Source organism: Pseudoalteromonas sp. Angola-30 (genome assembly GCF_028599215.1).
Lineage (GTDB): Bacteria > Pseudomonadota > Gammaproteobacteria > Enterobacterales > Alteromonadaceae > Pseudoalteromonas > Pseudoalteromonas atlantica.
This window is the reverse complement of the sequence record NZ_JAQREI010000003.1, coordinates 289,514-308,272: the sequence shown is the minus strand read 5'-3', so window position 1 is coordinate 308,272 and position 18,759 is coordinate 289,514. Positions and strand designations below refer to the sequence as shown.

The window sequence follows — 18,759 nt, the reverse complement described above, 5'->3', positions numbered from 1 at the left end:
AACAAAACCGTGCTTATACGCTGTGATTAGGCTTTTATTTGGGGTATCCTATCGGCAATTTTTTATTAGTTTGCAAGAAGTCTGGAATCATAGATGCAAGAGCAATATAACCCGCAAGACATAGAGTCAAAAGTCCAAAGTTACTGGGAAGAAAACCAGGTATTTAAAGTCACCGAAGATGAGAGCAAAGAAAAGTATTACTGCCTTTCTATGTTCCCATACCCAAGTGGCCGACTGCATATGGGTCATGTGCGTAATTACACCATTGGTGATGTTGTTTCTCGTTTCCAGCGCCTGCAAGGCAAAAACGTAATGCAACCAATGGGTTGGGATGCGTTTGGTTTACCTGCAGAAAACGCCGCTATCAAAAACAAAACAGCGCCAGCTAAGTGGACGTACGAAAACATTGATTACATGCGTAACCAACTTAAGCAATTAGGCTTTGGTTACGACTGGGATCGTGAAATAGCCACCTGTCACCCAGAATACTACAAATGGGAACAATGGTTTTTCACTAAGCTGTACGAAAAAGGCTTAGTGTACAAAAAAATGTCAACGGTTAACTGGGATCCAGTTGATCAAACTGTACTTGCCAACGAACAAGTTATAGATGGCCGCGGATGGCGCTCTGGTGCAGTGGTTGAGCAAAAAGAAATTCCACAGTGGTTTATTAAAATTACTGACTACGCACAAGAGCTTTTAGATGACTTAGACAAGTTAGAAGACTGGCCTGAGCAAGTTAAAACCATGCAGCGTAACTGGATTGGTCGCTCTGAAGGGTTAGACATTGAGTTTACGCGTACCGACAACAACGAAAAGTTTAGCGTATACACTACACGCCCAGATACATTTATGGGTGTAACTTACCTAGCCGTTGCCGGTGGCCACCCTATTGCGCAAGAAGCCGCTAAAAACAGCGATGCAATTGCAATGTTTGTTGAAGAATGCAAAAACACCAAAGTTGCCGAAGCAGACATGGCCACTATGGAGAAAAAAGGCATTGCAACAGGCTTTTACGCGACTCACCCATTAACGGGCGAGCAAGTTCCAATTTGGGTTGCTAACTTTGTATTAATGCATTACGGCTCAGGTGCGGTGATGGCAGTACCTGCACACGACCAACGCGACTATGAATTTGCCACAGCATACGGCCTAGACATAAAACAAGTAATTGCACCGGTTGAAGGCTCAGAGCTTGAAGTAAATCTAAAAGAAGAAGCATTCACTGAAAAAGGCGTGTTAGTTAATTCTGGCGAATTTGATGGCCTTGATTTTGAAGGCGCATTTAACGCTATTGCCGACAAACTAGAAGCACTGGGTGTGGGTGAGCGTAAAGTTAACTTCCGCTTACGTGATTGGGGTGTTAGCCGCCAGCGTTACTGGGGTTCACCAATCCCAATGCTGAGCGACGAAAACGGTAACGAATTAGCCGCCACCGAAGAAATGCTGCCAGTACGTTTACCAGAAGATGTAGTTATGAATGGCGTTACTTCGCCAATCAAAGCAGACCCAGAATGGGCAAAAGCAACGGTAAATGGCGTACCAGCAACACACGAAACAGATACCTTTGACACCTTTATGGAGTCGTCTTGGTACTACGCACGTTACTGTAGCCCGCGTCACGATGAAGGCATGCTAGACCCAGCAGCAGCTAACTATTGGTTACCAGTAAACCAATACATAGGTGGTATTGAGCACGCTATTTTACACTTATTGTATTCGCGTTTTTTCCATAAGTTATTACGTGATTTTGGTTTAGTAAATTCAGACGAGCCATTCGATCGCTTACTTTGTCAGGGCATGGTACTTGCCGAAACGTTCTACCGTAAAGATGAAAAAGGCGGTGACGTATGGATTTCGCCAAGCGATGTAAATACCGAAACTGACGAAAAAGGCCGCGTAACTAAAGCATGGCACAAAGAAGATGGTGAACCTGTGTTCTCATCGGGCATGAGCAAAATGTCTAAGTCTAAAAACAACGGTATAGACCCACAAGAAGTAATTGCCCAATACGGTGCAGATACTGTGCGTTTATTTATGATGTTTACCGCACCACCAGAGCAAACGCTTGAATGGTCAGACTCAGGCGTTGAAGGCGCGCACCGCTTCTTAAAACGTATTTGGAAATACGCAGTAGATGTGAAAACAGTTGGCTACCAAGCACTTGATAAATCAGCGCTTAGTAACCCACAAAAAATACTGCGTCGTGAGCTACACAAAGCCATTGCAAAAGTGAGCGATGATATTGAACGTCGTCAAACGTTTAACACTGCAATTGCTGCCATTATGGAGCTCTCTAATAAGTTATTAAAAGCGCCATTAAACGATACGCAAGATGTTGCTATTGCTAACGAAGCATTAGAAGCCCTACTTATTATGCTTGCGCCAATTACGCCGCATTTATCGCACCAGTTATGGCAAGAGCTTGGTAAAGAGGGTGACATTTTAGATGCAGCATGGCCTAAAGTTGACGAGTCTGCCCTTGTTGAAGATGAAAAATTAATCATCGTACAAGTAAACGGCAAACTACGCGCTAAGCTTACTGTAGCGGCCGATGCAACACAAGAGCAGGTAGAAGCACTTGCGTTTGCTGAGTCTAACGTAACTAAATTTACTGATGGCGCAACCATTCGTAAAATTATTTACGTACCGGGTAAACTACTTAACGTGGTAGCTAACTAAATGGTTAGCTTTAACACCCTTAAAAACACATTAGCCTTAGTGCTAATGTGTTTTGTGTTATCTAGCTGTGGCTTTCATTTAAAGAAAGCCTCTAGCCTGCCCGATAACCTTAAAACGCTTACGCTTAAAGGTGATGATGAAAAATCATCGTTATTTTTAAACCTTAAAAAAGAGCTTAAAGCCAGTAACGTAGAACTGACACCTTCGGCTAAAAATGTTGCCCAGCTTTACTTACGCAAAGAAAGCATTGAGCGCCAAACCTTATCGTTGTTTCAAAATGGTCAGGTGGCTGAATACGAGCTTGCCTACGGGGTAAGCTATGTTGTTAAACGCCCAGGCGAAAAAGCCATAGAAAAACGCTTTGAGCTTTATCGTAACTACCAAGACGACCCCGATCACGCACTTGCAAAAGCAAAAGAGCTTGAGCTGCTTATTAGCGAAATTCGTAAGCAAGCCAGTGGTCGTATTGTTAGAGAGCTGTCGCAACTATAATGCGCTGTTATGCTAATCAGTTACCGAGTGAATTAAATAAAGGTTTAAAACCCTTTTATTTAGTGTTTGGTGAAGAACCGTTTCAAGAAGCGCAATGTGTGCAGCAAATACGCGACACGGCAAAAGCCCAAGGCTTTGATGAGGTAATTAAATTTACCCTAATGCAAGGGTTTGATTGGCAAGAAATTATAGCTCAATATCAAAGCATGTCTTTGTTTAGTGCGCGCACTATAATTGAGCTTGATTTAAACCAACAAAAACCTGGCACCCCAGGTAGTAATACCTTTAAAAAAATAGTCGAGTTAATTAACCCCGATACCATTTTAATTGTAAAAGGGGCTAAAGCCAGCCAAGACGTACAACGTGGCGCTTGGTTTAAAGCACTCGATAAACACGGTGTATTTGTACCGTGCTACCCGCTTGCAGGGAATCATTTAAAACGCTGGTTAGATGAACAAGTAGCACGCCTTTCTCTAAATATGCAAAACGAAGCAAAACTGAGCTTAATTAACGCTACCGAAGGCAATTTGTTAGCGTGTTTTCAGGAGCTCGAAAAGCTCTCGCTACTGCATGGTAATGCCTTAATAACCCAGCAACTTGTGATGCAAGGGCTATTAAATCAAGCCAAGTTTGATATTTTTGATTTAAGTGATGCCCTATTAAATGGCCACGCCAAGCAAGCAATTAAGGTACTTAATAAACTGGCCAGCGATAACACCGAAGTGGTGAGTATTTTATGGGCTATAAATAAAGAGCTCACCAGTTTGCTCACTATTCAGCAAGGGCTTTTAAATGGCGAGCCTATCGCACAGTTATTTAAAAAAAATGGTATTTGGAAAAACCAGCAAGGCCCAGTGCAAAATGCAATTAACCGCTTAAATATTAATACCCTTGAGCAAATAAGCAGTGAGCTTGCACTGTTTGATTCAAGCTACAAACAAGGTAACTTAATTGCGCCTTACCAAGCACTTGCCCATATTTGTATTAAGTTTTGCCAGCCGCTTGATATTCCAATGCCTTGCCACGCACTTAACTAAAGATTTTTAACATGATTGCAATTTTTGGCGGCACCTTCGACCCCGTGCATTTAGGCCACCTAAATATGGCCTCACAGTGTGTAAATACATTTAACTTATCCACGTTGTACTTTATGCCCTGTGCACTTCCCGCGCACAAAGCTGCGCCAGGTATAAGTACAGCGCACCGTATTAATATGCTCAATGCCGCTATTGCCCCTTACCCTCATTTTGCACTTGATTTAAGAGAGCTAAATCGTACTGGGCCTTCTTACTCATTGTTAAGTTTACAAGAGCTAAGAGCTGAGCACCCAGATACGCCAATTCTTTTTTTAATGGGCATGGACTCGTTTAATAACCTCGACAAATGGTATGAATGGCAAGCAATTACACAGCTATGCCATATAGTGGTTTATCATCGCCCGGGGCAAACATGTAACCCAAATAAGGCGCTTAAAAGCTATATCAGTAATGCCCACACTGAAGCGCCACAGCAACTTGCCACACACAACTTTGGTAAGCTTTATTTTTTACCTGGTGAAACCCTTGATGCTGCCTCAAGCACTATTCGAGAGCAATTAAAAAAAACCAATAAAAATAATGAACTATTACCCGAACCTGTCAGTCACTACATTAAGCAACACCAGCTTTATCAAAGTGATGATTAAAACCCCCTAGCATGTTAAAATGCACGCTATTAAATTTAAAATTGAGACAATACCTTGGATTCGAAACAACTACTTGCCTTTGCACTAGACAAAATTGACGATATGAAAGCACGCGACGTGGTACAACTAGACGTACGTGACAGCTCAGACATTACCGATTACATGGTTGTGTGTTCGGGTACTTCTAAGCGTCATGTGCAATCAATTGCTGATAACGTAGCAAAAGAAGCTCGCCACGCTGGCGAAGAACCTTTAGGTTACGAAGGTCAAGACGAAGGCGAATGGGTACTGGTAGATTTAGGTGATGTAGTTGTACACGTGATGCAAGATCACGCACGTAGCTATTACGATCTAGAAAAACTGTGGGGCTAAGCGCCACTATTTTTTAATTGAGCTTGGAAGTAATACGTGAAAATACAAATGATTGCCGTTGGCACAAAAATGCCAGCGTGGGTAGAAACCGGATTTGCAGAGTACCAACGCCGTTTTCCTAAAGATATGGCGCTTGAGTTAATAGAAATTCCGGCCGGTAAACGCGGTAAAAATGCCGATATTAAACGCATTTTACACACCGAAGGTGAAAAAACCTTAGCCGCTATTCCAAAAGGCAATCGCATTGTTACCCTAGAGGTAACAGGTAAACCACTTGATACTCACCAGCTTGCTAAAAATATGGAAAAGTGGCAGCTCGATGGCCGCGACGTTAGTTTGCTTATTGGCGGCCCTGAAGGGTTAGCCCCTGAGTGCATTGCCGCCTCTGAGCAAAAATGGTCGTTATCTAACTTAACGTTACCGCACCCTTTAGTGCGTATTATTGTTGCCGAAAGCCTATACCGAGGCTGGAGCTTAAATAACAACCATCCTTATCATCGCGAGTAACGCCTTGTTATGATTAAGCAAAGACCCACAATACGCGACCATTCCGCTGAGGCAAACTTATTTGCACGGCGCGCATTTGTGGGTTTTATTTTTGTTTTAGGCTTAGTAGCAATTTTGCTTTCTAATCTTTATACCATTCAGGTAGAAGAACACACCGACTATCAAACCCGCTCTAACGATAACCGTATTAAAGTAATTCCTATTGCGCCAAACCGTGGCCTCATTTACGACCGCAACGGTGTACTGCTTGCTGAAAACAAACCCGTTTATAACCTCGAGGTTATTCCTGAAGAGGTCGACGATTTAGCTAAATCGCTTGAGCAAGTTAGCAAAATAATTACGATTACCGAGCAGCAAAAAAAAGACTTTATTGATGACATAAAGCATACGCGTCGTTTTAAGTCGCAAGTACTAAAAGCCCGCTTAGATGAAACCGAAGTGGCCCAATTTGCGGTTAATCAGCATAAATTTCCGGGCTTTAGCATTGAGGCGCGCCTTGCACGCTTTTACCCATATGGCGATACGCTAACCCATGCATTAGGCTACGTCGCCAAACTAAACCGCAAAGAACTTAATAAGTTAGAACAAGAAGACCAAGCCACCAATTACCGCGCTACGCACGATATTGGTAAGCTTGGCATAGAAAAATATTACGAGCAGCTTTTGCATGGCCAAGTCGGATCTCAACGCGTTGAGGTGAATAACCGCGGCCGTGTTATTCGCACATTAAGTATGACTCCCCCACAGCCAGGCAGTGATTTAGTGCTTACCTTAGATATAGGTTTACAACAAATAGCCCAACATGCGCTTAAAGATATGCGCGGCGCGGTTGTAGTAATGGATGCCAAAGATGGCGGCGTATTAGCACTTTATTCAAACCCAAGTTACGACCCTAATTTATTTGTCCATGGTATTAGCAGTAAAGATTATAAAGCACTGCTAAACCCCGACCGCCCTCTAATTAACCGTGCCACTCAAGGGCGCTATGCGCCAGCTTCCACAGTAAAACCGCATATGGCTATACTGGCACTTGAAGAAAACATTGTCAGTGAAAGCACCTCGGTGTGGGATCCTGGTTTTTTTCAAATACCGAATGTTGAACATAAATGGCGCGATTGGAAACGTTGGGGCCACGGCCATGTAGATGTTTACAAAGCGATTGAAGAGTCGTGCGATACTTACTTTTACGATGCGGCATACCGCTTAGGCATAACAAAAATTAGTAATTTTATGGCGCGCTTTGGCTTTGGTGACTTATCGGGAATAGACATACACGAAGAAACCACAGCCATATTGCCCTCAAAAGAGTGGAAAGAAGGCCGCTTTAAAGAGTCGTGGTGGCGTGGCGATACTATTTCAGTGGGGATTGGCCAAGGGTATTGGACTGCCACCCCTATTCAAATTGCTAACGCGACTAACATATTGGTTAATAAAGGCATAAACCACCCGCCGCATTTAGCACAAGTGGCTAAAAAAGAAGACCAAGTGACGCAAATTAATAACGAAGAAAAACCGCCAGTGGTACTTAATAACCCTGATAACTGGCGTATCGCGCTCGATGCCATGCACAATACCGTAAAAAAAGTAACAGGAACGGCACACCGTGCATTTAAAGGCGCTAATTATGATCCTGCGGGTAAAACAGGCACAGCGCAAGTAGTGAGTATTGCCCAAGGTGAGCGTTACGATGCAAAATCACTAAAGGAGCGCCAACGCGATAACGCGATTTATATTGGTTTTGCTCCGTATGACGACCCTAAAATTGTGGTTTCAATTGTGGTAGAAAACACCGGTGGCGGAAGCTCTGTGGGTGCACCTATTGCACGTGAGCTAATGGATTACTATTTTGCAGCAAACCCAATAGAAGTTGCTAGGAATACAGCGCAATGACCGTATTAAACACCCAGCGCTCGATATGGATGCGCATGCATTTAGACTTACCGTTACTAATTGCCTTATTACTTATGATGGCAGGCAGTATCACCATAGTATATAGCGCAAGCGGCCAAGACTCGGCCATGATGATCCGCCATATCACCCGTATGGGCGGCGCTATTATAGGCATGATAGTGCTTGCACAGTTCTCCCCCGCGACTCTTAAACGCTTAGTGATCCCCCTTTACTGTGTTGGGTTACTCATGTTGGTGGGCGTATTGCTCTTTGGCGTGAGCTCAAAAGGCGCTCAGCGCTGGTTAAATTTAGGTATTACTCGCTTTCAGCCCTCAGAACTTATGAAGCTGGCAGTCCCTATGATGGTGGCTTGGTATATTGGACGAAACCAACTTCCGCCACGTCCATTACACCTAATTATTGGCTTTGTCATCGTGATGCTGCCTACCTTATTAATTAAAGAACAGCCCGACTTAGGCACCTCAATTTTGATTGCCAGCTCAGGAATATTTGTGTTGTTTTTATCGGGTTTAAGCTGGCGTTTAATTGGCTTTTTAAGCTCGATTGTCGCACTGGCAGCATGGCCATTTTGGCACTACGGTATGCACGACTACCAAAAGCAGCGCGTATTAACGTTTTTAGACCCAGAGAGCGATCCGCTTGGCTCGGGGTATCATATTATTCAATCCAAAATAGCCATCGGCTCAGGTGGTATAGAAGGTAAAGGCTGGTTGCAAGGCACGCAATCACAACTCGAATTTTTACCAGAGCGCCATACCGACTTTATATTTTCGGTATTAAGTGAAGAGTTTGGCTTATTTGGTGTGTGTGTTTTATTAAGCCTGTACTTATTTATTATCGGCCGTGGTTTATACATTGCGGTAAACGCGCAAGATGCGTTTGGTAAATTATTGGCCGGCGCCCTTACCCTCACCTTTTTTGTTTATATTTTTGTAAATATAGGCATGGTATCGGGCTTGTTGCCTGTTGTAGGTGTACCTTTACCCCTTATTAGTTATGGCGGCACCTCTATGGTGACGTTAATGGCCGGATTTGGCATTATTATGTCAATTGCGACAGATAAAAGGATGCTTTTAAAATAATGAATAAGCCTACCCAGCTGTTATTTATTTCAGCCTTAATATTTATGTTAAGCGCATGTAGTAGCGGCTCTAATAGTCGTTATCATATGGAGCACGATGCCGCACCTTTACGCGCGCCAACCGCACTTGAAATGCAAGATGCCGTTGTGGTGGATGTTAAAAAAAGTGCCAGTGCAAGTCGCCCGTACGAGGTATTAGGCAAACGTTATACGCCAATGCTTGATGAAAAAGGGTATACAGAAGAAGGGATCGCTTCGTGGTACGGCCGTAAGTTTCATGGCTACCATACCTCAAACGGTGAAATTTACGATATGTTTGCCATGAGCGCGGCCCATAAAACCTTACCCCTGCCAAGCTTTGTACGCGTTACTAATACTGCCAACAATAAATCGGTAATTGTACGTGTAAACGACCGTGGGCCGTTTCATGATGACAGAATAATAGATCTTTCGTATGCTGCTGCTTATAAATTAGGCTATTACACTCACGGTACAGCCAAGGTTAAGCTAGAGGCGATTACGCTCGACAGCATTCCTGCACGTAAAACATATATACAGGTAGCTGCGGGTAGTACGCTTAGCAATATTGAAGCATTAGCTTCTACATTACGCCTGCAGTATCAAGTACCTACTAATATAGTAAAAGCAGACAACATTTATCGTTTGCATTTGGGCCCGATTAAAGATGCCCAGCATGCACAAGACGTATTAAAAAAATTAAAACAAAACCAATTTCAAAACGCGTTCTTGCTTTACACTCAGTAAGACAAATACCTAAACCACGCCAAAATGTAGGATTCAGCGTTGTATTGGGGCTTAAAATCTAGGTGTTATTTTTTAAATGGCAATCCCTTTTAAAAAATAACAACACAGAAAATCAGCCTTAGTGAAACGCCCTGAAGCGTGGTTTAAAAACGATTTATACTGCGTTATTGATTTGAACAATAGAGTGACTATTATTGACAATCAATACCTTGTCTAAGTTGTTTTTAATTCCAACGACGCTCGCATCTCGGGGTAGTTTGGGTATAAGATGGACTAACGCGAATTTTTAACTTTAACCATTAATGAGTATGATGAAATCAATTAAACATAAAATCCTCAAAGGTGTATGCGGCTTAGTTTGCACAGCCGCCGTATTTTCAGCCAGCGCCCAAATTATTCCGGCTCCACCTCAAATTAATGCAAAAGGTTATTTTTTAGTAGACTTTACAACAGGTAAAGTTATTGCTGAAGGTGAAGCTGATACAAAGCTAGCCCCTGCAAGCTTAACTAAAATGATGACCAGTTATGTAATTGGTACAGAAATAAACGCCGGTAACATTGCACCAACCGATATGGTTACAGTGAGCGAAAAAGCCTGGGCTAAAAACTTCCCTGAATCGTCAAAAATGTTTATTGAAGTAGGCAAGCAAATAAGTGTTGATGAGCTTAATCACGGTATTATTATTCAATCTGGTAATGATGCGTGTGTAGCCATGGCTGAGCACATTGCAGGTAGCGAAAGCGCATTTGCTGATTTAATGAATGCCCATGCCGCTAAATTAGGCATGAGCAACAGCCATTTTATTAATAGCCACGGTTTAGATACAGACGAGCATTACACTACCCCACGTGATATGGCGACGCTAGGTGCTGCACTTATTCGTGATGTACCTGATGAGTACGCACTTTATAAGCAAAAATCGTTTACTTACAACGGTATTAAACAATATAACCGTAACTCTTTGTTATGGGATGAAAGCCTAGATGTTGATGGTATTAAAACGGGTCACACATCAGAGGCAGGTTATAGTTTAGTAACGTCTGCAACTAAAAACGACATGCGTTTAATTGCGGTTGTTATGGGCACATCAAGCGAGCGCGCACGTAAAGTAGAAAGCAAAAAACTACTTAACTACGGATTTCGCTTTTTTGAAACAATTACACCTTACAAAGCAGGCGACAGCTTTGCAGAACAACGTATTTGGATGGGTAATAAAGAAAATGTATCGTTAGGTATTTTAGAAGATACCCCAATTACCATTCCACGTGGTCAACATAAAAACCTTAAAGCGAACTTTGAGCTAGACAACACGCTTGAAGCACCATTAGCGAAAGGCACTAAAGTAGGTACGTTATTCTTACAACTAGAGGGCGAAGACATTGCACAATACCCACTAGTTACACTTGAAGAAGTGGAAGAAGGCAGCTTCTTTAGCAAAATTTACGACTACTTACGTTTACAAATTATGTAAACGTAAAAATAACCCGACAGTCGTTGGGTTGTTAAACGAAGCGCCTCTGTTATGAGGCGTTTTTTTTTGCTTGAAAAATGCTAGAATGCGCCCCATATAAGCAGGATCACCCTAAACCTGCCAGTCACGCTTAGCGTTATACCAATTCGGTTAATTAAGTAATCTATTTTGAGGCTGGAAAAACGTGTTGATAACTTGGCTAATAAATCGCTATTTAGTTGTTCTAAATGAGCATTTTTAACGCAGGTAGCAACACGTTTAGCCCCGCAAAATGATTAAGTCTTATTGCGGATTGATATTATCTCACGTAGCCAACATTTTTTGTTTGAGGAGTCACCGTCGTGGTTCAACCTGTTAAAAATACTAAATTTGATGAGTACCTTGAGTACCCATGTCCGTTCACATTTAAAGTTATGGGTTTAGCAAACGTTAACCTTACGGAACAAATTTTAGCTAAATTACAACCTATTGCACCTGGTGACTACGCACCAAAAGTAAAGCCAAGTAGTAAAGGCAATTATGAGTCGGTAACGTTTGTTGCCACAGTGACAAGCGGTAAACACATAGAAGAAATTTACAACGTGATCAGCAACATTGATGACGTACGCCATATGCTTTAAGCCATAGTTGAGACTTGTTGTGAACGAAAACACTTTAATCGTACGCCAACTAGGCCGTCAGCGTTACATGCCAATTTGGCAAAAAATGCAAGCCTATACCGACACCCGTGACGACAGCTCGCCAGATGAAATTTGGCTTGTAGAGCACGAGAGTGTATTTACACAAGGCCAAGCTGGTAAAGATGAGCATTTACTCGCCCCTGGTGACATAGAAGTCATAAAGGTAGACCGTGGCGGGCAAGTTACTTACCATGGCCCCGGCCAACAAATGATGTATGTATTATTTAACTTGCGCCGCCTAAAAATTGGTGTGCGCGAGCTTGTTACTTGGCTTGAAGAGTGCATTATTGATACCCTTAATGAGTATGATATTAAAGCCTACGCAAAAGCCGATGCACCCGGTGTGTACGTAAACGACAGTAAAATTGCATCATTAGGATTACGTGTTCGTCGTGGTTGCTCGTTTCATGGATTAGCATTAAATGTTAACATGGACTTAAGCCCGTTTTTACGCATCAACCCGTGTGGTTATGCCGGCATGAACATGGTGCAAACGAAAGAATTAAACGGCCCTCAAAACTTAGCACAAGCAGGTGAAGGGCTGGTAAAACACATGATAAAGAAGCTTAATGCAACACAGGTTAAGCATACTGAAGGGTTTGAAAACGAATGAATAAACCAGTCAAAATGGAACCAGGTGTAAAACTACGCGACGCAGAAAAAATGGCGTTGATCCCCGTTAAAGTTTTACCTACAGAAAAAACTGAAATGTTGCGCAAGCCAGAGTGGCTTAAAATTCGCTTACCAAAATCTACCGAGCGTATCGACGGTATAAAACAAGCTATGCGCAAGCACGGCTTACACTCAGTATGTGAAGAGGCCTCGTGCCCTAACCTTTCTGAGTGTTTTAACCACGGTACTGCTACCTTTATGATTTTAGGTGCTATTTGTACTCGTCGTTGCCCATTTTGTGATGTTGCCCATGGTCGCCCATTAAAACCTGATGCAGCAGAGCCTGAAAAGCTTGCACTGACAATTAAAGACATGAAGCTTAGCTACGTGGTTATTACCTCGGTTGACCGTGATGATTTACGTGATGGCGGCGCACAGCATTTTGCCGATTGTATTCGCGAAATCCGTAAGCACAATCCAACCATTACTATTGAGATTTTAGTGCCAGATTTTCGTGGCCGTATGGACCGCGCACTGGAGATTTTAATTGAAACGCCACCTGATGTGTTTAATCACAACCTAGAAACTGCCCCGCGTTTGTACAAGCTTGCGCGCCCGGGTGCCGATTACAAATGGTCGTTAGAATTACTTCGTCGCTTTAAAGAAGCGCACCCAGAGGTAAAAACTAAGTCTGGCTTAATGGTTGGCCTAGGTGAAGAAATTAGTGAAATAGAAGAAGTATTACGTGACCTACGTGCGCATAACGTTGACATGCTTACCGTTGGCCAATACTTACAGCCTTCTAAGCATCACTTGCCAGTTAAACGTTACGTGCCACCAGCGGAATTTGACGCACTGAAAGAATACGCTGATGAAATTGGCTTTACGCATGCTGCCTCTGGCCCATTTGTTCGTTCAAGCTATCACGCTGACCAACAAGCTGCAGGTAAAGAAGTAAAATAATTACTTTTTAAAACGCATTAAAAAAGCCCTTAGCAATTAAGTTGCTAAGGGCTTTTTTGTCGCTTTAATTTTTACCACTGCGTTTAAGTATATAATAAAACACAGGTGTAAGTATTAAGCCAAATACCGTTACGCCTATCATGCCAGAAAATACCGCAACGCCCATAGCTTGGCGCATTTCAGAGCCTGCTCCCGATGAGAACACCATAGGTACAACCCCCATAATAAATGCTATTGAGGTCATTAATATTGGGCGTAATCGTAACCGGCTCGCCTCTTTAATGGCATTAACTGCATCCATACCGGTATCTTGCAGCTCTTTTGCAAACTCAACAATTAAAATAGCGTTTTTAGTGGCAAGTCCAAACAACACGATTAGGCCAATTTGGGTGAAAATATTATTATCACCACCATAAATAGCCACACCAATCAGCGCACTTAGCAATGTCATAGGCACAATTAAAATAATAGCGACAGGCAAACGTAAGCTTTCGTACTGCGCTGCTAAAACCAAAAATACAAGCAACACAATAAGTGGAAATACATACATTGAAGTATCGCCCGCTAAAATTTGCTGATAGGTTATGTCTGTCCACTCATACGCAATACCCATTGGCAGTGTTTCATCGAGTATTTTTTCTATTGCGGCTTTAGCTTGGTCAGAGCTATACCCTGGTGCGGGTACGCCGTTAACCTCAGCAGTAACATAGCCGTTATAATGCATTACTCTATCTGGCCCTAAACTATGTTCAATACTAAGCACTGCGCCAAGAAGGATCATATCGCCATTTTTATTGCGCACTTTTAATTGCTTAATTTGCTCTACATCTTCTCTGTAGGGTGCATCTGCCTGCACATTTACCTGATACGTGCGACCAAATAAATTAAAGTCGTTCACATAAACTGTGCCCAAATAGCCTTGCATTGCTTCAAATAGGGTGTTTATTTCAAGCCCTAAGCTTAGTGCCTTTTTACGGTCTACCTTTACATCTAGCTGTGGTACGTCGGTTGTAAAACTGGTAAACGCATTAGCAAGAGCGGGATCTGCTTTAGCCTTGGCAATCACTTCATTTGTTACTTGCTGCAAGGTGTCAAACCCTAATGAGCCTCTATCTTCAAGCTGCAGCCTAAAGCCACCAATGGTGCCCATTCCCCTTACTGGAGGAGGCGGAAATATAGCAACATTAGCGCCTTTTATTTGACTAAGTTGTTTATTTAAATCTTCCGCTATTTCAGCTGCCGACATGCGCGGGCCCTGCCGCTTTGAAAACGGCTCTAACGGTGTAAACATCATCCCCGAACTTGGGTTTATAGATAAACCATTAATGCTTAAACCTGCAAAGGCGACGGCGTCACTAACGCCTGGGTGCGCCCTGATTATCTCTGACATTTGGCGAACCACTGCTTCAGAGCGATCTAGCGATGCTGCATTAGGTAATTGCGCAAAAGCGACGAGATACATTTTATCCTGCGGCGGAACATATCCTGTTGGCGTATTTTCAAACTGCTGCCACGTTAAGGCCAGCAAACCAACGTATAGCACACCAATTATGCCGCCCTTATGCACTATTCGGCCAACGGCTCCTGTGTATTTACCCGAGGCTTTATCGAACATTTTGTTAAAAGGCGCGAATAACCAACGGCCAAATAATTTATTAATGGCACGACTTAACCAATCGTTGTCTTGCCCATGAAGTTTGAGTAATAATGCAGCCAGCGCTGGGCTCAGCGTAAGCGAGTTAATGGCAGAAAGCACTGTTGAAATAGTAATTGTAAGAGCAAATTGACGATAAAATTGCCCTGTTAAACCGCTCATAAACGCAGTAGGAATAAACACCGCAGCAAGCACTAAAGTAGTGGCAATAATAGGCCCTGTTACTTCTTTCATTGCTTGAGTGGTTGCATCAATGGGGCTTAATCCCTCACTGATGTTTCTTTCAACGTTTTCGACCACAACAATGGCATCATCAACAACAATACCGATTGCTAACACCAAGCCAAATAACGACAACGCATTAAGTGAAAATCCCATTAAATGCATAAAAGCAAAGGTGCCCACTAATGAAATTGGCACTGCCACCAGCGGAATAATAGATGCTCGCCATGTTTGTAAAAACAGCACGATGACCAACACAACTAATAAAACCGCTTCAAATAATGTATCGACTACGGCTTCAATAGAGCCCCTTACAAATACGGTAGGGTCATATACTATTTCATAGCTCATACCCTCTGGAAATAGCGCCGATAGTTCAGCCATTTTAGCGCGCACATCGTCATAAATTTGTAATGCATTAGAGCATGCTATAAACCAAAGTGAATTTAACCCAGCGACAGCGCAGCGTACTTTTCGTATTTCTGCCGCTGATATATTTGTAGAAATGATATGGGGGCCTCTTCGTAAAATTATTGAGCAGCAGGCCCCAGGCATTAATATCCATGCAATCCCTAATCGGGCGGTAGAGGCTGCCAATGTACTTAAAGACGCCGAAGCCGAACTGGCAATTAATCGCTACACCCTGTCTGAAAACGTTATTAGAGCCGAGCACTTATTAAAGCCTAAATATGTTGTACTTATGCGCCCTGACCACCCGCTTGCTAATGCCCCTTTAAGTATTACTGACTTTGCTAATACAGATCATTTATTAGTATCAATTACGGGCGATATTTTAGGGCCATCTGATCAAGCACTAAGAGTATTAGGGTTAAAACGCCGAGTAGCGATGACGGTAAATAACGCGGCAAATGTACCTAACATTCTTAAAAATACCGATCTTATTTGTGTCCTCCCATCAATAGCGCTTGAGCAGGAAATATTTACCAATAAGCTCGTGGTTTTAAAAAGCCCTATTGATACGCCACCAACGCCTGTCTCTGTTATTTGGCATAAGCGCCAAGACAACGATGCCGGTTTGCAGTGGATACGCCGTCACATAGTGGCTATTATTCAACAACGTGTAAGTAGCCACGATAAAAAACTAGGCAAATATTTACTGCGCTAAAACGCCTTTTTTAATCACAAAATCAGCAAATCGTACCTGCTCTTCTTCAGCGCGAAGGCTATCGGTTTCGACTATTGAACGATAGATCCCCCATTTAGGACGGGCAAAGTCATCATCGCTAAAGCCACGCCACATATCTATGTTTTGCTCGCTAATGCTAAGTAGCTCCGTGTTGTCACTTAAGCGGGTTAGGGTCATTTCAAATTGCCCCGCTTCACTAAAAGTGGCTTGTACAAATACCGCTACCCATTCATCAGTAATGAGTGACCAGTCGGTTTCGATAAGGTTTTTATCAAGCCCTGTGCTGTTACCGTTTTCATCAAAGCCTGCGCTATAACGTACTTGCAGCTGATTACCTGTACTGTTTTTTTGTGCACCAGAGAGCGTAATAATAGGTTGGTCATCGTTGCCATTGGTATTGTCGTTGCTATCGTTACGGGCTTTTATTTGGAAAAAGTGACTGAATTTACTACTTAGCTCAAGCTCGCTAGAGACTTTAAACTTCCAACTGTATCGTACGGTTTCGTCTTTAAAGGCAAGCGTTGCGGCGGGCGATTTATCAAAGGCTTTTATTTCGTTGCGCTGGCGGTCAGTTTCGCCCTTATCTTTATCTTGGTCTTCATCACGATGTGCTAAAAACACAAAGTGATTACCTACGATTGGGTCAGTATCTTCAATAATATGCACAACATCTTGATGATTCCCGCTATACATATCAGGCGATTCAATTGCACCTTCACTAAACGCATTTTCTATTAATATATAAGCACTTAGCCCTGTGTTTTCGCCATCGGCATTGAGGGTTGTTTCTTGCGTTACTATAAAATCATCAGAGCGTGCAGTGCCTATAATGCTTATAGACACTGTCGCTTCGGTGCCATCTGCCGATGTGACGGTTATTTCATCAAGTAAGGTTTCGCCCTCGTTTAGTGCACTCACAGTGGCATGCTCGCCATTAAGTGTATATGACCAATTACCATCTTCAGTTAAGCTAAATAAACCATAAGCTGTGGTGTTATTGCTTTGCGTTTTAAATACTGCCTCATTGGCTTGTGCATCCGTTATAGACAGTTCACCTGAAATTGCTATATCGCGGGTATTTTCAATACTTACAAATGTTTGACCGCTAATTACCGCGGCGCTTTGCGCTACAACCGATGCATTTACAGGCTCACTATTTGACCCTGAGCTACCGCACCCTACAGCTAAAATACCCAAAGAACAAACAGAAGTAATAGTTAAAATACGCAAGCCAAACTTTGACATAAACAACCAGCCCAGGTTAATGGTAAGTAAATAAAGTAAAATATAACTTACCAATTATTTGTTTTAATAACTAGATCTTTATTACCAGTATGGTTTTATAATTGTTAGCTGAGCTATTTGTGAAAAACAACTTTAAATAAAAGGGTAAAAATAAAATTAGGTTAAAACCAAGTTACTTGAGATAATCCTCAGCGAACCCCTTATTTAGGTTATATATGAAATTATTAGTTCGTAATTTGTCTCGCGCTACCACAGAGCAAGACCTTCGCACGTTGTTTGCAGCACACGGTAAAGTAACTACCTGTAACTTAGTGCTTGATAAAGATACTGGTTTATCAAAAGGTTTTGCCTTTGTAGAAATGCCAAACGACATAGAAAGTAGAAGCGCTATTAAAGCACTTAATCAATTAAGCGTTGATAAAAGCAAAATTCGCGTAAAATACGCAGATGAGTAATTAGTTACTTGCTATATGATTAAAACCAGCTATCTGCTGGTTTTTTACTTTTAAGTTTACGCTTTATATTTAGCCAGAAATAAGCTGACTGTTTGTTCAATTACTTTATTATTTTGCTGCTCTGTTATTGTTTCAAACCCATAAAGTAGCGGATAAAACACAAACGATTTTAATTGATACACAAACTGTTTAGCAGCTATATTTAGCTCATCACCTTTTAAAACACCTGCTGTTCTAGCTTGCTCTAAAAAATCTTCTAAATAAGTCATACACCCCATAGTATTATTACTTAAAGACTTTGCTAGCTGTGGCTCTTGTAGCATTTGCATAAAGGCAATTTTAGCTAAACGTAAAAAGTCAGGCGATGTAAGCATAGCCACTTCTTGCTCGGCAATAGCAGTAAGCTGCAAATCAATTGGTTGATTTTTATTAAAGTAAATAACATCACCATGATTAATTTTAGCCAGCATAGTCGTTAAAATAGCCTGAAATAGCTCTTCTTTTGTCGCAAAGTGATTATAAACAGTTCGCTTAGAAGCCTCCGCTTTTGCAGCAACTTGATCCATACTAGTGTGCTCTACACCTTTTTCAAAAAACAGATGCTCTGCTGCTTGAAGAATATTTATGCGTTTTTTTTCTGATAATTTCATAATGGGTTCTGCAATTATTAATAGCTACATTTTAACTAAACAATAAAAAAATGCACTGCATAGTTTACTTTTCATCAAAACGATGAAAAACTACACTCATTAGTTTACTTTAAGGTTTAACGATGACATTTATAAAATGGGTAGTTGTGATCATCGCCATCATTG

The 18,759-nt window shown here is 42.0% G+C and carries 18 protein-coding genes; 15 read left to right on the top strand and 3 right to left on the bottom strand.

The annotated features are described in order from the left end of the window. The first annotated feature begins 93 nt into the window (after positions 1-93). The 13 genes from leuS to lipA all read left to right on the top strand — a co-directional run bounded on the left by leuS (position 94) and on the right by lipA (position 13,221). A complete protein-coding gene (leuS, locus tag PSH54_RS06735) occupies positions 94-2,682 on the top strand; it encodes a leucine--tRNA ligase (protein WP_273605747.1) in 2,589 nt (862 codons plus the stop codon). Further along, positions 2,683-3,174: an LPS-assembly lipoprotein LptE gene (locus PSH54_RS06730; RefSeq protein ID WP_024033758.1), complete on the top strand. Its 492-nt coding sequence runs from the start codon at positions 2,683-2,685 to the stop codon at positions 3,172-3,174. Next, positions 3,174-4,211 carry a DNA polymerase III subunit delta gene (gene holA / locus PSH54_RS06725; protein WP_004585921.1) on the top strand — a complete coding sequence of 346 codons (1,038 nt, stop codon included), beginning with the start codon at positions 3,174-3,176 and terminating at the stop codon, positions 4,209-4,211. The genes PSH54_RS06730 and holA overlap by 1 nt, the downstream gene beginning before the upstream one ends. 11 nt (positions 4,212-4,222) lie before the next feature. Further along, complete coding sequence (gene nadD, locus PSH54_RS06720) at positions 4,223-4,858, top strand: nicotinate-nucleotide adenylyltransferase (RefSeq protein WP_024033759.1); 636 nt, start codon at positions 4,223-4,225, stop codon at positions 4,856-4,858. 54 nt (positions 4,859-4,912) lie between these two features. Then, entirely contained in the window at positions 4,913-5,230 is a 318-nt protein-coding gene (gene rsfS, locus PSH54_RS06715; protein ID WP_024033760.1) for a ribosome silencing factor, read from the top strand. Between the two features lie 36 nt (positions 5,231-5,266). Beyond that, entirely contained in the window at positions 5,267-5,737 is a 471-nt protein-coding gene (gene rlmH, locus PSH54_RS06710; RefSeq protein ID WP_004585918.1) for a 23S rRNA (pseudouridine(1915)-N(3))-methyltransferase RlmH, read from the top strand. Positions 5,738-5,746: 9 nt separating this feature from the next. Beyond that, positions 5,747-7,627: a penicillin-binding protein 2 gene (mrdA, locus tag PSH54_RS06705; RefSeq protein ID WP_004585917.1), complete on the top strand. Its 1,881-nt coding sequence runs from the start codon at positions 5,747-5,749 to the stop codon at positions 7,625-7,627. Beyond that, the gene (gene rodA, locus PSH54_RS06700) at positions 7,624-8,730 is read left to right on the top strand and encodes a rod shape-determining protein RodA (protein ID WP_054982218.1); all 1,107 of its coding nucleotides are present in this window, start codon (positions 7,624-7,626) and stop codon (positions 8,728-8,730) included. Before mrdA ends, rodA begins: the two co-directional genes overlap by 4 nt. Next, on the top strand, positions 8,730-9,494 hold the full coding sequence (locus PSH54_RS06695; RefSeq protein WP_054982217.1) for a septal ring lytic transglycosylase RlpA family protein: 765 nt from the start codon (positions 8,730-8,732) through the stop codon (positions 9,492-9,494). The genes rodA and PSH54_RS06695 overlap by 1 nt, the downstream gene beginning before the upstream one ends. Before the next feature lie 311 nt (positions 9,495-9,805). Next, complete coding sequence (locus PSH54_RS06690) at positions 9,806-10,966, top strand: serine hydrolase (protein WP_004585914.1); 1,161 nt, start codon at positions 9,806-9,808, stop codon at positions 10,964-10,966. Positions 10,967-11,307: 341 nt separating this feature from the next. Beyond that, positions 11,308-11,586, top strand: a complete 279-nt coding sequence (ybeD, locus tag PSH54_RS06685; protein ID WP_024033764.1) for a DUF493 family protein YbeD — start codon at positions 11,308-11,310, stop codon at positions 11,584-11,586. Positions 11,587-11,605: 19 nt separating this feature from the next. After that, positions 11,606-12,259: a lipoyl(octanoyl) transferase LipB gene (gene lipB, locus PSH54_RS06680; protein WP_004585912.1), complete on the top strand. Its 654-nt coding sequence runs from the start codon at positions 11,606-11,608 to the stop codon at positions 12,257-12,259. After that, complete coding sequence (lipA, locus tag PSH54_RS06675) at positions 12,256-13,221, top strand: lipoyl synthase (protein WP_004585911.1); 966 nt, start codon at positions 12,256-12,258, stop codon at positions 13,219-13,221. Before lipB ends, lipA begins: the two co-directional genes overlap by 4 nt. A gap of 64 nt (positions 13,222-13,285) precedes the next feature. Here the strand turns inward: lipA and PSH54_RS06670 are convergent, their stop codons facing one another. Beyond that, a complete protein-coding gene (locus PSH54_RS06670; RefSeq protein ID WP_443197767.1) occupies positions 13,286-15,592 on the bottom strand; it encodes an efflux RND transporter permease subunit in 2,307 nt (768 codons plus the stop codon). A 10-nt stretch (positions 15,593-15,602) separates the two neighbouring features. On the opposite strand from PSH54_RS06670, the gene PSH54_RS06665 reads away from it, so the two are divergent. Beyond that, the gene (locus PSH54_RS06665; protein ID WP_273605746.1) at positions 15,603-16,223 is read left to right on the top strand and encodes a LysR substrate-binding domain-containing protein; all 621 of its coding nucleotides are present in this window, start codon (positions 15,603-15,605) and stop codon (positions 16,221-16,223) included. Here PSH54_RS06665 and PSH54_RS06660 read toward each other — a convergent pair. Then, positions 16,212-17,489, bottom strand: coding sequence for a VCBS domain-containing protein (locus PSH54_RS06660; RefSeq protein WP_273605745.1), 1,278 nt, complete (start codon positions 17,487-17,489; stop codon positions 16,212-16,214). The two genes, PSH54_RS06665 and PSH54_RS06660, sit on opposite strands and share 12 nt — an antisense overlap. A gap of 215 nt (positions 17,490-17,704) precedes the next feature. Between PSH54_RS06660 and PSH54_RS06655 the strand changes: the two genes are divergently transcribed. Beyond that, a complete protein-coding gene (locus PSH54_RS06655; RefSeq protein ID WP_024033770.1) occupies positions 17,705-17,944 on the top strand; it encodes an RNA recognition motif domain-containing protein in 240 nt (79 codons plus the stop codon). Between the two features lie 56 nt (positions 17,945-18,000). On the opposite strand, the gene PSH54_RS06650 is transcribed toward PSH54_RS06655, so the two are convergent. Next, entirely contained in the window at positions 18,001-18,594 is a 594-nt protein-coding gene (locus PSH54_RS06650; protein WP_024033771.1) for a TetR/AcrR family transcriptional regulator, read from the bottom strand. Positions 18,595-18,759 lie beyond the last annotated feature (165 nt).

Excerpts from the sequence above, each read along its gene's own strand:
- PSH54_RS06730 (WP_024033758.1), top strand. The coding sequence starts at position 2,683 with ATGGTTAGCTTTAACACCCTTAAAAACACATTAGCCTTAGTGCTAATG.
- PSH54_RS06690 (WP_004585914.1), top strand. The coding sequence starts at position 9,806 with ATGAAATCAATTAAACATAAAATCCTCAAAGGTGTATGCGGCTTAGTT.
- PSH54_RS06665 (WP_273605746.1), top strand. The coding sequence starts at position 15,603 with ATGATATGGGGGCCTCTTCGTAAAATTATTGAGCAGCAGGCCCCAGGC.
- mrdA (WP_004585917.1), top strand. The coding sequence starts at position 5,747 with ATGATTAAGCAAAGACCCACAATACGCGACCATTCCGCTGAGGCAAAC.
- nadD (WP_024033759.1), top strand. The coding sequence starts at position 4,223 with ATGATTGCAATTTTTGGCGGCACCTTCGACCCCGTGCATTTAGGCCAC.
- leuS (WP_273605747.1), top strand. The coding sequence starts at position 94 with ATGCAAGAGCAATATAACCCGCAAGACATAGAGTCAAAAGTCCAAAGT.
- PSH54_RS06660 (WP_273605745.1), bottom strand. The coding sequence starts at position 17,489 with ATGTCAAAGTTTGGCTTGCGTATTTTAACTATTACTTCTGTTTGTTCT.
- holA (WP_004585921.1), top strand. The coding sequence starts at position 3,174 with ATGCGCTGTTATGCTAATCAGTTACCGAGTGAATTAAATAAAGGTTTA.
- PSH54_RS06655 (WP_024033770.1), top strand. The coding sequence starts at position 17,705 with ATGAAATTATTAGTTCGTAATTTGTCTCGCGCTACCACAGAGCAAGAC.
- rodA (WP_054982218.1), top strand. The coding sequence starts at position 7,624 with ATGACCGTATTAAACACCCAGCGCTCGATATGGATGCGCATGCATTTA.
- lipA (WP_004585911.1), top strand. The coding sequence starts at position 12,256 with ATGAATAAACCAGTCAAAATGGAACCAGGTGTAAAACTACGCGACGCA.
- PSH54_RS06650 (WP_024033771.1), bottom strand. The coding sequence starts at position 18,594 with ATGAAATTATCAGAAAAAAAACGCATAAATATTCTTCAAGCAGCAGAG.
- PSH54_RS06695 (WP_054982217.1), top strand. The coding sequence starts at position 8,730 with ATGAATAAGCCTACCCAGCTGTTATTTATTTCAGCCTTAATATTTATG.